The organism is Streptomyces sp. NPDC087270 (assembly GCF_044744625.1).
GTDB lineage: Bacteria > Actinomycetota > Actinomycetes > Streptomycetales > Streptomycetaceae > Actinacidiphila.
On sequence record NZ_JBIUYR010000020.1, the window covers coordinates 13,551 to 28,150 of the forward strand.

Consider the following 14,600-nt stretch of genomic DNA (forward strand, 5'->3'; position numbering starts at 1 on the left):
TGAATCGATACGGACGCGGCGGCGTCGGACGGCTTCTGATCATCCGTCAGGCGCCGAACGCTTGACGCCGGGGCCCTTCGTCGTCAGGATTCCTGTCATTCTTGGCATGTCCCACGCCCCGGATTCCACCAGGCCCGGCCTGCATGGAGAGCTGACAACGTTGTCAACGAAGTGGAGTACACGATGACCCGACGGACGCGGCTGCGAAGAGCGGCCACCGCGGCAGTGGTCGCGCTCGCCGCGGCCTGCGCGGCGGCACTGCCGGCGCAGGCCGCCTCGGCCGGCACGGCGAGCGCGGGCGGGGACCTGACCCACCTGGTGAACCCGTTCATCGGGACCCAGGACGACGGCAACACCTACCCCGGCGCCGCCGTGCCCTTCGGCATGGTCCAACTCTCCCCGGACACCGGCCACAACACCGGCTACGACTACAACCAGGACCACATCCTCGGCTTCAGCTCGGTGCACCTGTCCGGCGTCGGCTGCGGCCTCGGCGGCGACCTGCCGGTGCTGCCCACCACCGGCGACATCACCAGCACCGACGACGCGCAGTACGCGGCGCCGTACAGCCACGACGACGAGAGCGCGTCGCCCGGGTCGTACCAGGTGAAGCTCGGCACCGGCATCACCGCCGAGCTGACCGCGACCGCGCGCACCGGCTGGCAGCGCTACACCTTCCCCGCGACCGACAAGGCCAACGTCCTGCTCGACAGCGGCCAGGCGCTGCACAAGGTGACCAGCAGCACCGTGACCGTCGTGGACGACCGCACCGTGCTCACCGCGATCACCGGCAGCGGCTTCTGCCAGGACACCAAGCCGTACACGCTCTACACCGAGACCCGCTTCGACCGGCCGTTCGCCTCCTACGGCACCTGGAACGGCGGCACCGTCACCGCGGGCAGCGCCACGTCCACCTCCACCGGACGCGGCGGCGCCTACGTGCGGTTCGACACCACCAAGGACCGCGCCGTCACCGCCGTGACCTCGCTGTCGTGGACCGGCCCGGCCGGCGCCGCGAAGAACCTCGCCGCGGAGGGGCGCGGCAGCTTCGACCGGACCCGCGCCGCCGCCAAGCAGGCGTGGCAGGACCGGCTCGCGCAGATACGGGTGACCGGCGGCACCGACGAGCAGCAGCGCACCTTCTACTCGTCGCTGTACCGGTCCTTCCTCGCCCCGAACGTCGGCGACGACGTGGACGGCCGCTACACCGGCTGGGACGGCAAGGTGCACCCCGCGGACGGCATCACGTACTACCAGAACTGGTCGCTGTGGGACACCTACCGCACCCAGCAGCAACTGCTGTCGCTGCTGGCGCCGCGCGAGTCCCGGGACATGGCGCTGTCGCTGCTGCGGGTGGCCGACGAGAGCGGGCAACTGCCGCGCTGGGGCTACGGCACCGTCGAGACCAACATCATGACCGGCGACCCGGTGACCCCGTTCCTGGTCGACGCCTACCGGCAGGGCCTGCTGAAGGGCCACGAGGAGGAGGCGTACCGGGTGCTGAAGCAGCACGTCGACCACGCGGCGCCCGCCTCCTCGCCGTCCGCCGACCGCCAGGCCGACCCGGAGTACCTGGCCAACGGCTACGTGCCCTACGACCCGACCCGGCCGCAGACCAAGCCCGGTGACGACGACTACCAGCACGGGCCGTCCGCGACGCTGGAGTACGCGCTGGCCGACGCGGCGCTGGGCGGGATGGCGCGCGACCTGGGCCACAAGGCCGACGCCGCCACGTACCTGACCCGCGGCCAGAACTACCGCAGCATCCTCAACCCGGCCACCGGCTTCTTCCAGGCCCGCGACACCGACGGCGCGTTCGTCGGCCCGACCGACCCCGCCTCCAGCGTCGGCTTCCACGAGGGCACGTCCTGGCAGTACATGTGGCTGGTGCCGCAGGACCTGCCCGGCCTGCTCGACCAGATCGGCGGCACCTCCGCCGGGAACGCGCGGCTGGACTCCTTCTTCGCCTACGACCAGTTGCTCAAGGACCCGGCCGGCACCGCCCGGAACGTGTGGGTCAACGGCCCCTACTCGTACTACAACCAGGACAAGTACAACCCGCAGAACGAGCCCGACCTCAGCGCCCCGTACACGTATCTGTCCACCGGGCAGCCGTGGAAGACCACCGACGTGGTGCACGCCGCGCTGACGCTGTTCACCGACGCGCCCAACGGGGTCACCGGCAACGACGACCTCGGCACGATGTCGGCCTGGCAGGTGCTGTCCGCGATCGGGATCTACCCGATGGCGCCCGGCACCGACGAATGGGGCGTGTCCACGCCGCTGTTCAGCCGGGTCGACCTCAGCCTGGACCGGAAGTACTACCCGAGCGGCCGGCTGACCGTCACCGCGCCGGGCAGCAGCGACAGCGACCGCTACATCCAGTCCGCGCGCCTGGGCGGCAAGGCGCTCACCGACACCTACTTCACCACCGCCGACATCAAGGCGGGCAAGAACCTCGCGCTGACCCTCGGCACCTCGCCCTCGACCTGGGGCACCGCCAAGTCGGCCGCGCCGCCCGCCCTCGACCACGTGCCCGACAACCGTCGGCACACCGCCGCGGCCGCGAGCCCGGCCGCGCCCGGCATCCTCGCCGGGGCCAAGGCCACCGAGGTGGACGTGTCCGCGGTGCTCTCCGGGCCCGGCACGGTGTCCGGTTCGGTGGCGGTCTCCTCCGCCGGACCGCTGAGCGTCGACCCGGCGCGGACCTCCTTCACCGTCGAATCCAAGTCCCTGCCCGCCACCCACGTGGTGCCGCTGCACGTCTCCGCCCCGGCGGGCACGCCCGACGGCACCTACCCGGTGACCGTCACGGTGAAGCAGGCCGGCGGGCCGACCGCGACCAGGACCGTACCGGTGTCGGTGACGACCGCGGGCTGCCAGGGCAGCAGCGGCTACTGCCCGCAGGACCTGTCCGGGCAGTACGACGTGGACGGGGTGAGCGCGGCGGGCGGCCCCGGCGCGGACTTCGACGGCACCGGCACCAGTTACCCGGCCGAACAGATGCCGACGCCCGGCACCGGGGTGCTGGCCGGCCGCGCCTACGACTTCCCGGACACCGCGGGCACCGCGAAGAACTTCGTCACCGCCCACGGCCAGACCGTCTCCCTGGTGCCGCGCGCCTACTCGGGGCTCGACGTGCTGCTCTCCGCGCACGGCGGGGACGTCACCTCGACCGCGACGGTGCACTACGCCGACGGCAGCAGCGCGCAGGTCGCGCTGAACGCCACGGACTGGGCGGCCGGTTCCCCGCGGCTCGGCGAGGACATCGCCGTGCACGCCGACAGCCGCTACAACAGCAGCGGCGCGCCGGACGGCGTCGCGGTCAACCTCTGGCACCTCTCCGTCCCGCTGGACAGCGGCAAGACCGCGCAGTCCGTCACCCTTCCCGACAACACGAACCTGGCGCTGTACGCGATCAGCGGGCACAACGCCTGACCGCGGCCGATCGTCCCTGACCGCCGCCTGACCGCCCGTCCGACCGCCGCATACCTGCCGGTGCCCCGCCCGCCCGCGACCCCCGTGCAAGCGGGCGGGGCACCGGTCAGTACCTGGAGCCGTAACCAGAAAGGCAGCACCTCCATGAGAAGTGGCCGATCCCGCCGCACCCTCGCCAGATCACTACTGGCAGCCGCGGTGTCCATGGCCCTGACCGTGCCCGCCGCCGGCCTCGCGCACGCCGCGGGCAGCGGCTCGCACGGTGCGGGCGACACCCCCGCGCCGGCCTTCACCACGTCCTTCGAGTCCGGGCAGCCGCAGCCGACCTGGACCAGCACCTCGGAGACCGACGCCAAGGGCAAGGCGTGGGTCTCCGGCGTGACCGCCGGCAACGTGCCGGTGCTGGCCGGCAGCATCAAGGACAAGATCGCCAAGGTCACGGCGAGTTCGGACAACCCGCCCGACGAGACGGCCGGCAAGGCCGCCGACGAGGACCCCAACACCAAGTGGCTGACCTTCGCCACCACCGGCTGGCTGCAGTACGAGCTGTCCGGCGACGTGACCGTCAAGAAGTACGCGCTCACCTCGGCCAACGACAGCCCGGACCGCGACCCGAAGGACTTCGAGCTGCAGGGCTCGGCCGACGGCTCCACCTGGACCACCGTGGACACCGAGAGCGGCCAGAAGTTCGCCAACCGCTTCTCGTCGGACATCTTCGACGTGGCCCACCCCGGCGCCTACCGCTACTACCGGCTCAACGTCACGGCCAACAGCGGCAACACCGGCTCCACCCAGCTCGCCGACCTCATCCTCTCCGACGGCTCCGCCGCCCCGACCCCGGTGGCCGGCATGACCACCGACGTGGGCAGCGGCCCGTCCTCGGGTCCCGACGTCAAGCCGAACGTCGGCTTCACCGGCGCCAAGGCGCTGGAGTACGCCGGCACCCACACCGCGTCCGGCGCGGTGCACGCCTGGAACAAGCTCTACGACGTGCACATCCCGGTCGCGCGTGACACCCAGCTGTCGTACGACATCTTCCCGGAGCTGACCGGCGGGGACCTGAAGTACCCCAGCACGTACGCCTCGATCGACCTGCACTTCACCGACGGCACGTACCTGAGCCAGCTGCGCAGCAGCGCGCAGGACGTGAACGGCGTCGCGCTCACCCCGCGGGCGCAGGGCGACTCGAAGATCCTCTACGCCTCGCAGTGGAACGCGGTCGCCGCGTCCGTCGGCAAGGTCGCCGCGGGCAAGACGATCGACCGCATCCTGCTCGGCTACGACGACCCGGCCGGCAGCGCGGCACAGGGCGCCGCCACCCAGTTCAAGGGCTGGATCGACGACCTGACGATCGGCGCGGCCCCGGCGGCGAACACCTCCAAGAGCTACGTCGACCACGTGGACACCCGGCGCGGCACCAACTCCTCCGGGTCCTTCTCCCGCGGCAACAACCTGCCGCTGACCGCGGTGCCGAACGGCTTCAACTTCTACACCCCGGTCACCGACGCGGGTTCGGACAGCTGGGAGTACAGCTACGCGGCGCAGAACAACGCCGACAACCTGCCCGAGCTGCAGGCGCTCGGCATCAGCCACGAGCCCAGCCCGTGGATGGGTGACCGCGACCTGTTCCAGGTGATGCCCTCCACGGCCACCGGTACCCCGGACCTGGACCGCACCAAGCGGGCGCTGCCCTTCAAGCACTCCGACGAGGTGGCGCAGCCCGACTACTACGGCGTGACGTTCACCAACGGCCTGAAGGCCGAGATCGCGCCCGCCGACCACTCGGCGATCATGCGCTTCACCTTCCCCGGCAACACCGGTGACCTGCTCTTCGACAACATCGACAACAACGGAGGTCTGACCTTCGACGCCGCCAAGGGCACCCTCGACGGCTACGCCGACCACAAGAGCGGGCTGTCCACCGGCGCCAGCCGGATGTACGTGCACGCCGAGTTCGACCGGACGCCCGGCACGGCCACCAAGACCACCGGAGCGGGCCGCGACAACGTCACCGGCTACGCGCAGTTCGACACCTCCGGCAACAAGGTGGTGACCATGCGCATCGCCACCTCGTTCATCAGCGCCGACCAGGCGAAGAAGAACCTGGACCAGGAGATCCCGCAGGGCACCTCCTTCACCTCCGTGAAGGACCGCGCCGCGCAGGCGTGGAACGCCAAGCTCGGCAAGGTCGAGGTGCAGGGCGCCAGCGACGACCAGCTGACCACGCTCTACTCCGACCTGTACCGGATGAACCTCTACCCGAACTCCGCCTCGGAGAACACCGGGACGAACGCGCACCCGGTGTGGAGCTACGCCAGCTCGTTCTCGCCGCAGGGCCCCAGCTCCCCGACGCAGACCGGCGCCAAGGTCGTCCCCGGCCAGGTCTACGTCAACAACGGCTTCTGGGACACCTACCGCACCGAGTGGCCGGCCTACTCGCTGCTGGAGTCCGACACCGCGGGCAAGCTCGCCAACGGCTTCGTGCAGCAGTACAAGGACGGCGGCTGGACCGCCCGCTGGTCCTCGCCCGGCTACGCCGACCTGATGACCGGCACCAGCTCCGACGTCGCCTTCGCCGACGCCTACGCCAAGGGCGTGACCGGCTTCGACGCCAAGGCCGCGTACGAAGCGGCGGTGAAGAACGCCACCACCGTCTCGCCGAACTCCGGCACCGGCCGCAAGGGCATCGACACCTCCGAGTTCACCGGCTACACCAACACCTCGGTGGACGGCAGCGTCTCCTGGTCGCTGGACGGCTACGTCAACGACTACGGCATCGGCACCATGGCGGCGAAGCTCGCCAAGGCCCCCGGCACCTCCAAGGCCGACCGCGAGCGCTACCAGGAGGAGTCCGCGTACTTCCTGGCCCGCGCGCAGAACTACACCACGATCTTCAACAAGAACGTGGGCTTCTTCGAGGGCCGCAAGGCCGACGGTTCCTGGCGGGTGGCGGACTCGGACTACGACCCCAAGACCTGGGGCTACGAGTACACCGAGTCCAACGGCTGGAACTACGCCTTCACCGTGCCGCAGGACCCGGCCGGCCTGACCTCGCTGTACGGCGGCCAGAAGAGCATGGAGAAGAAGCTCGACACGTTCTTCGGCACGCAGGAGACCGCCCAGGGCGACACCGGGTCGTACGGCGGCACCATCCACGAGATGATCGAGGCCCGCGACGTCCGCATGGGCGAGCTGGGCATGAGCAACCAGCCCTCCTACGGCATCCCGTACATGTACGACTACGCGGGCGCGCCGGCCAAGACCCAGGCGGCGGTCCGGGAGATCGAGCAGCGGCTGTTCACCGGCAGCTCGATCGGCCAGGGCTACCCCGGTGACGAGGACAACGGTGCCACCTCCACCTGGCAGATCTTCAGCGCGCTGGGCTTCTACCCGCTGCAGACCGGCAGCGGCAACTACGAGATCGGCTCGCCGCTGTTCACCAAGGCGACGATCCACCTCGACAACGGCAAGACCATCACCGTCAACGCGCCGAAGAACAGCCGCAGCAACGTCTACGTGCAGTCGCTGAAGGTCAACGGCAAGCCGTACAACAAGGTCTACCTGACCCAGGACCAGCTCTCCAAGGGCGCCGTGCTGGACTTCACCATGGGCGCCAAGCCGTCCACGTGGGGCACCGGCAGCTCCGCCGTCCAGACCTCGCTGACCCCGGCCGGCGGCACCCCGAAGCCGCTCGCGGACACCACCGGGGCGGGCCTGGGCACCGGCTCGGCGGCCGACGGCACCGACGTGTCCGGCCTGTTCGACAACACCTCCAAGACCGCGGTGACCTTCCCGTCCGCGACGCCGCAGATCACCTACGCCTACCAGGGCAGCGGCAAGTCGGCCGAGCAGAAGGCCACCTTCTACACCCTCACCTCCGGCAGCACCGCCGCCCAGGACCCGAAGAGCTGGCAGCTCCAGGGCTCCGACGACGGCGGGAAGCACTGGAAGACCGTCGACACCCGCAGCGGCCAGACCTTCGACGACCGCCTGCAGACCCGTCCCTTCGAGATCGCCCACCCCGGCGCCTACTCGTCCTACCGCCTGGTGGTGACCGCGAACAACGGCGGCACGTCCACCACGCTGTCCGAGGTGGAACTGCTCGCCACATCCGGCGCGAGCACCCACCACTGATCCGCACCCGCCCGAGGCGACGCCCCCGTCACACCCGTGCCGGGGGCGTCGCCGCGTTCCGCTGTCCGGGCGAGCCACCCGTGCGCCTGAGCGAGGCGGCCGCGCCGCCGGGGTTGACTGGTGTGCACGGCCGGACCAGGGCGTACGACACGGGTGCAGACAGGGAGGCCGGGTGGTCGCGGTGGCTGGCGGCGAGGGCGCCGAGCTGGACTACGCGGCGCTGTTCGCGGCGATGCCGGTGGCCTGCATCGTGCTCGACCGGCAGCTGACGATTGTCGCGGTCAACGAGGAGTACGTCGCGGCCACCGGCAGGGCGGCGGAGGAACTGCTCGGCTCCGGCTTCTTCGACGCCTACCCGCCCGACCCCGGCGACCCGGCCTCGCACGGCGCCGAGGTCCAGCGCAGGTCGCTGGAGGTCGCGCTCACCTCGGGCCGCACCAACATGCTGCTGATGCACCGCTTCACGGTGGCGCGGCCGGACCGGGCCGGCCGGTTCGACCCCCGCTGGTGGAACGTGGTGAACCGGCCGGTGAAGGGCACCGACGGCCAGGTGGAGCTGATCATCCACCAGGTCGACGACGTCACCGAGTACGTCCGCTCCGAGCGGGGGGACGAGGGCGCGGTGGACGACGGCGGGGCGGACGACACCGCCGACGTCGAGGCGCCGCGCGCGGAACTGTTCACCAGGGCAAAGGAGTTGCGGCAGGCCAACGCCCGCCTCCAGGAGTCCGCGCTGCGCACCCGCGATGTCGCGCTGGCCCTGCAGCGGGCCATGCTCGCCACCCCCGACCTTGCCGCGCACCCCGAGATCGCGGTGCGCTACCTGCCGGCGCTGAAGGGCATGAACGCCTGCGGGGACTGGTACGACGTCGTGGACCTGCCCGACGGGCGGCTGGCGCTGTCCGTCGGCGACGTGGTGGGCCACGGCGTGGACGCCGCCAGCGTCATGGGGATGCTGCGCAGCGCGCTGAGCGCCGCGATCCGCGTCGCCGACGGCCCCAACGGCGCCCTGGAGACGCTGGGCCTGTACGCGCGCTCCCACGACGGCGCGATGGCCACCACCACGTTCACCTGCCAGCTCTTCCCGCACAGCCGGCTGGTGATGTACAGCAACGCCGGCCACCCGCCGCCGGTGCTCATGCACGCCGACGGCAGCCACGACCTGCTGGACCAGGCCACCGACCCGCCGCTGGGGGCGCGCCTTGAGCACGTGCCGCGGCCGCAGGCCACCGCGGAGTACCGGGCGGGCGACACCCTGGTGCTCTACACCGACGGCCTGATCGAGCGGCGCGGCGAGGACATCTACACGGGCGTGGGCCGCCTGATCGACGCCATCCGCGAGCTGCGCGCGCTCTCCCCGGACGAGCTGGCCGACGGCCTGCTCCCGGCCATGACCGACCCCTCCGGCCAGCAGGACGACATCTCCCTGCTCGTCATCCGGCTTTGACGGGTCCTGTTCGCCCGGTGAGGTTTTTACCCGGGCGGTGGCACCGGGGATGTTTGATTGTGTTTCTTTGTTCGCGCTGTTGACCGAATATTCAACAGGTAGGGACACTTGGCGCCATCCTCCTCTAGTGAAGGGCGTCAGCCATGCCCCGAGTGATGACTCGTGTGTGGAGACTTACCCCGCTGTGGGTGCTGGCCTTGCTGGCCGCGCTGCTGGCCGCGAGCACGGCGCCGGCCCACGCGGACCCCGACACGTCGATCAGCGTGGACGGCGGCCAGAGCGGCCGGACGTTCGACGGGATCGGCGCGATCAGCGGTGGCGGTGGCAACTCCCGCCTGCTGACGGACTATCCGGCCGCCCAGCAGAAGCAGATCCTCGACTACATGTTCAAGCCGGGCTACGGCGCGAACCTCCAGTTGCTGAAGTTGGAGATCGGTGGCGACGCCAACTCCACGGACGGCTCCGAGCCGTCGATCGAGCACACCAAGGGCGCGGTCAACTGCGACGCGGGCTACGAGTTCTGGCTCGCCGAGCAGGCGGTCAAGCGCAACCCGGACATCGGCCTGTACGGCCTGGCGTGGGCCGCGCCCGGGTGGATCAACGGCGGCTTCTGGTCGACCGACACCATCAACTACCTGATCTCGTGGCTGGGTTGCGCCAAGAGCCACGGCCTGGACATCAAGTACCTCGGCGGCTGGAACGAGCGCGGCCACGACGCCGACTGGTACGTCCAGCTCCGCAAGGCCCTTGACAACGCCGGCTACTCCAAGGTGCAGATCGTGGCCGACGACAGCGGCTGGGACGTCGCCGACGACATGGCCAAGGACCCGGCGTTCGACAAGGCCGTGTCGATCATCGGCGCGCACTACCCCTGCGCGGGCGGCGACGGCGGCAACGCCGACACCTGCTCCAGCACGCAGACCGCGAAGGACAACGGCAAGCCGCTGTGGGCCAGCGAGAACGGCTCGCAGGACATGAACACCGGCGCGCCCGCGCTGATCCGCTCCATCACCCGCGGCTACGTCGACGCGAAGATGACCAGCTACTTCAACTGGCCGCTGATCGCCGCGATCTACCCCAACCTGCCGTACTCCACGGTGGGCCTGGCCACCGCCGGCTCGCCCTGGTCGGGCAACTACGGCATCGGCGAGAACACCTGGGCCACCGCGCAGGTCACCCAGTTCGCCCAGCCCGGCTGGAAGTTCGTCGACGCGGGGTCGGGCTACCTCGGCGGCTCGGAGTCGAACGGCAGCTACGTGACGCTCAAGTCGCCGAACGGCAAGGACTATTCGACGGTGCTGGAGACCACCACCGCCACCGCCGCGCAGACCGCGCACTTCACCGTCAAGGGCGGCCTGTCCACGGGCACCGCGCACGTGTGGGCCACCGACGTCGACCAGCCCAGCGCGGCGACGGACTTCGTGCACACGCAGGACATCACCCCGTCGGCCGACGGCACGTACGCGCTGACGATGAAGCCGGGTTACATCTACACGGTCACCACGACCACGGGGCAGGGCAAGGGCACCGCCACCGCGCCGGCCGCGCACGCGCTGAAGCTGCCGTACTCCGACAGTTTTGACAACGATGTCGCCGGCAGCGAGGCGAAGTACGTCTCCGACATGCAGGGTTCGTTCGAGGTGCAGAAGTGCGCCGCCGGCCGGCGGGGGATGTGCCTGCAGCAGATGGCGCCGGTCAAGCCGATCGAATGGCAGGACGACTCCGACGCGTTCACCCTGGTCGGCGATCCGACCTGGACGGACTACTCGCTCCAGTCCGACGTCGAACTGGCCAAGCCCGGCACGGTCGAGCTGATCGGGCGCGCGGGCACCCAGAACCGCCCGCAGTCCCACCAGCAGGGCTACTACTTCCAGATCAGCGACACCGGTGCCTGGACGATCCTGAAGAGCGACGCGGACGGCAACCGCACGGTGCTGAGCAGGTCCGCGACGACCCCGCTCGGCACCGGCAAGTGGCACCGGCTCGGGCTCTCCTTCAGCGGCTCGGCGATCACCGCGTCCGTGGACGGCAAGCAGGTCGGCGTGGCCCACGACAGCAGCTACACCGCGGGCCAGGGCGGGCTCGGCCTCACGTCGTACGACACCGACCAGTTCGACAACCTGTCCTTCCAGAAGACCGGTGGCGACAAGGCCACCGCGGCGCTGGCGGTCACCCCTTCGGCCAAGAGCGTGCAGCGCGGCAAGACCCTGACGGTGTCCGCCACCGTGTCGGTGCCGGCCCGCGCGAAGACCGCAGAGGGCGTCAACGTCTCCCTCTCCGCGCCCGGGTTCACCTTCGACGCCCAGCCGGAGGTGTTCGGGGCGATCCGGCCCGGGCAGAGCGCCACCGCCGTCTGGCAGTTGACGGCGCCGACGGACAAGGCGTCGACCGCGACCGTCAGCGCCACCGCGACCTTCGCGCAGGGCGAGGTCGCACAGTGGCTGCGGCAGGACGCGCAGGTGGCGGTCACCAACCCGCCGCCGCCGACCGGGGTGAACGACGTGAGCGACCTCGACTTCGTCTCGTCCACGAACGGTTGGGGTCCGGTGGAGCGCGACGAGTCGGTGGGCGGCACCAACGCCGGTGACGGCACCCCGATCACGCTCGGCGGCACGGTGTACCCGAAGGGCCTGGGCACCAACTCGATCAGCGACGTGGCGATCTATCTCGGCGGCAACTGCTCGAAGTTCACCGCCACGGTCGGCAACGACGACGACGCGGGGACGTCCGGCAGCGACACGTTCAGCGTGCTCGGCGACGGCAAGACGCTGACGGCCACGGGCGCCATCAAGGGCGGTGACCCGGCGCAGAAGATCAGCGCCGATCTGACCGGCGTGCAGACCCTCGACCTCGTGGTGGGCGACGCCGGCGACGGCAACGCCTACGACCACGGGGACTGGGCGGCGCCCGTCGTCACCTGCTCCGGCTGAGCGCCCGCGCGCAAGACGATGCCGGGTGACCCCGGCAACCCGGTCCGGCCGTGCCCACGCACGGCCGGACCGTCGCGCGTGGCGCGGGCGGGCGGTTGCGTGTGGCGTGGATGGGCGGTTGGGCTCGGCGCGGGCGGGCGGTTGCGTGTGGCGTGGATGGGCGGTTGGGCTCGGTGCGGGCGGACGGTTGGGCGTGGCGCGGATGGGCGGTTGCGTGTGGCGCGGGCGGACGGTTGGGCGTGGCGTGGATGGGCGGTTGCGCTTGGCGCGGGCGGACGGTTGCGTGTGGCGTGGATGGGCGGTTGGGCTCGGCGCGGACGGACGGTTGCGTTCGGCGCCGCGGGCCATTCGCCCGCCCCCTGGCTCTTTCGCCCGGCGCGAAGCCCTTCGCCCGCCATGTTGCCGCCGCCCGGCGACGCCTCCAACTGCCGCGCTGCCGCCGTACCGTGCGGCCTCCACCCGCCGTGCCGGCGCCACTCCTTCACCCGCTGCCCCAGCCGCCCCAGCCGGGTGTCACTGCCGCCGCAGCGGCCTCTCCCTCGCGCCTCCCAGCCGGTCGAGTTATGACCGTCCGCTTTATTGACGCTGCATAAGCGCGATGATTCACTTCGTCCCTGAGAGCGCTCTCACGCGGTTCAGGGCCAGCCGCAGTTCTCCTCCCCATCCACCACTTCAGGGAGAGCCGTGTCCGTCATTCCCACGCGCCGTGCCATGCTCCGCGGAGCGGCCGTCGCCGCCGCGGTGCCGCTGGTCGGCGGCATCGCCACCGGTTCAGCCTTCGCCTCGCAGCCCGGCCACGCGAACCCCGGTCACCCGCAGCCCGGTCACGGGGGCGGCGCCGACCTGGGACCGAACGTCCTCGTCTTCGAGCCGTCCATGGGCGACGCGGCGATCCAGGCGAAGCTCGACGCCGTGTTCGCCACCCAGCAGTCCAACCAGTTCGGCACCGAGCGGTACGCCCTGGCCTTCATGCCCGGCAGCTACAACGTCGACGTCAACGTGGGCTTCTACACCCACGTGCTCGGCCTGGGCGACAGCCCGGACGACGTGGTGATCAACGGCCATGTCACCGTCGACGCGCAGTGGTTGGACGGCAACGGCACGCAGAACTTCTGGCGGGCCGCGGAGAACCTGAGCATCGCCCCGCCGGACGGCCTGGAGCGCTGGGCGGTCGCCCAGGCGGGCCCGATGCGCCGCGTCCACGTGAAGGGCGACATGACCCTGTGGCCGAGCCCGCCCGGCAACCAGTGGTCCAGCGGGGGATTCCTCGCCGACAGCGTGGTGGACGGCCAGGTGGACTCCGGCTCGCAGCAGCAGTGGCTGTCGCGCAACGACACCTTCGGCAGCTGGACCGGCTCCAACTGGAACATGGTCTTCGTCGGCACCCAGGGCGCCCCCGCGCAGTCCTTCCCCACCCCGCCCTACACCACCGTCGACCGGACCCCGACCGTACGGGAGAAGCCCTTCCTGACCGCGGACCGGCACGGCGGCTACCAGGTCTTCGTGCCCGCGCTGCGCCGCGACAGCGCCGGCACCACCTGGGCCCACGGCCGGGCCAAGGGCCGCAGCATCCCGCTGTCGGACTTCCACGTGGCCAAGCCCGGCGACTCCGCCGCGGACCTCAACCGGGCCCTGGCGCGGGGCCGGCACCTGCTGCTGACCCCCGGCGTCTACCAGGTGTCCGCGCCGCTGCGGGTGAACCGCCCCGGCACCGTCGTCCTGGGCCTCGGCCTGGCCACGCTCCAGGCCACCCACGGCAACTCCCTGGTGGAGGTCGCCGACGTCGGCGGTGTCACCGTCGCCGGGGTGCTCCTGGAGGCGGCCTCGGCGCACTCCCCGGTGCTGCTGCGGGTCGGCCACGGCCGCAGCCGGATCAGGCACTCCGCGGACCCCACCGCGCTCTTCGACGTCTACGCCCGGATCGGCGGCTCCCTGCCCGGCGGCGCGGGGGTCAGCGTCCAGCTCGACAGCAACGACGTGATCTGTGACAACCTCTGGCTCTGGCGCGCCGACCACGGCCTGGACGGCACGGTCGGCTGGTCGGTCAACCCGGCCGACACCGGCTTCCTCGTCAACGGCGAGCACGTCACCGCCTACGCCCTGGCGGTGGAGCACTACCAGAAGTACGAAGTGGTCTGGAACGGCAACCACGGCCGTACGTACTTCTTCCAGAACGAGCACCCGTACGACGTGCCCACCCAGTCGGCCTGGGTGCACGGCGGTACCAACGGGTACGCCGCCTACAAGGTCGCGGACTCCGTCACCGACCACCTCGCCTGGGGACTGGGGAGCTACTGCTTCTTCAACCTGGAGGCGAACATCTACACCGACCGCGCCTACGAGGTCCCCGACACCCCCGGCGTGGTCTTCACCGACCTGATGACCGTCTGCCTCAACGACGCGGCCGGCGGCGGCATCCTGCACTGCATCAACAGCAGCGGTGACCCGGTCGAGAACGGCTTCGGCACGTACAACATGAAGCGGTACGCGAACGGCGTCGCGACCGTCTGACCGTCGCGACCGCCCCGCGTGGCAGGCCGCCGGGGGGGGCCCCGGCGCCCCCCGCCCCCCCCCCGGGCCGCCGGGGGGGGGGGCGGGGGGCCCGCCCCCCGCCCCCCCCCCCCCCCCCAGGGGGGGGCGGGCCGGGCGCG

General features: G+C 71.1%; 4 protein-coding genes and 1 pseudogene. All 5 read left to right on the top strand.

All coding sequences use genetic code 11. The features are described 5' to 3' along the window. Positions 1 to 183 precede the first annotated feature (183 nt). Positions 184 to 2,526, top strand: a pseudogene (locus tag ACIPAE_RS31960) (GH92 family glycosyl hydrolase); the annotation flags it as partial. Positions 2,527 to 3,582: 1,056 nt separating this feature from the next. Beyond that, positions 3,583 to 7,572, top strand: coding sequence for a GH92 family glycosyl hydrolase (locus tag ACIPAE_RS31965; RefSeq protein WP_402450004.1), 3,990 nt, complete (start codon positions 3,583 to 3,585; stop codon positions 7,570 to 7,572). 172 nt (positions 7,573 to 7,744) lie between these two features. After that, positions 7,745 to 9,019: a SpoIIE family protein phosphatase gene (locus ACIPAE_RS31970; RefSeq protein WP_366411760.1), complete on the top strand. Its 1,275-nt coding sequence runs from the start codon at positions 7,745 to 7,747 to the stop codon at positions 9,017 to 9,019. 164 nt (positions 9,020 to 9,183) lie between these two features. Then, on the top strand, positions 9,184 to 11,949 hold the full coding sequence (locus ACIPAE_RS31975; protein ID WP_402450007.1) for an NPCBM/NEW2 domain-containing protein: 2,766 nt from the start codon (positions 9,184 to 9,186) through the stop codon (positions 11,947 to 11,949). A 711-nt stretch (positions 11,950 to 12,660) separates the two neighbouring features. Further along, positions 12,661 to 14,460, top strand: coding sequence for an adenylyl cyclase (locus tag ACIPAE_RS31980; RefSeq protein ID WP_402450009.1), 1,800 nt, complete (start codon positions 12,661 to 12,663; stop codon positions 14,458 to 14,460). The last annotated feature ends 140 nt before the right edge of the window (positions 14,461 to 14,600 follow it).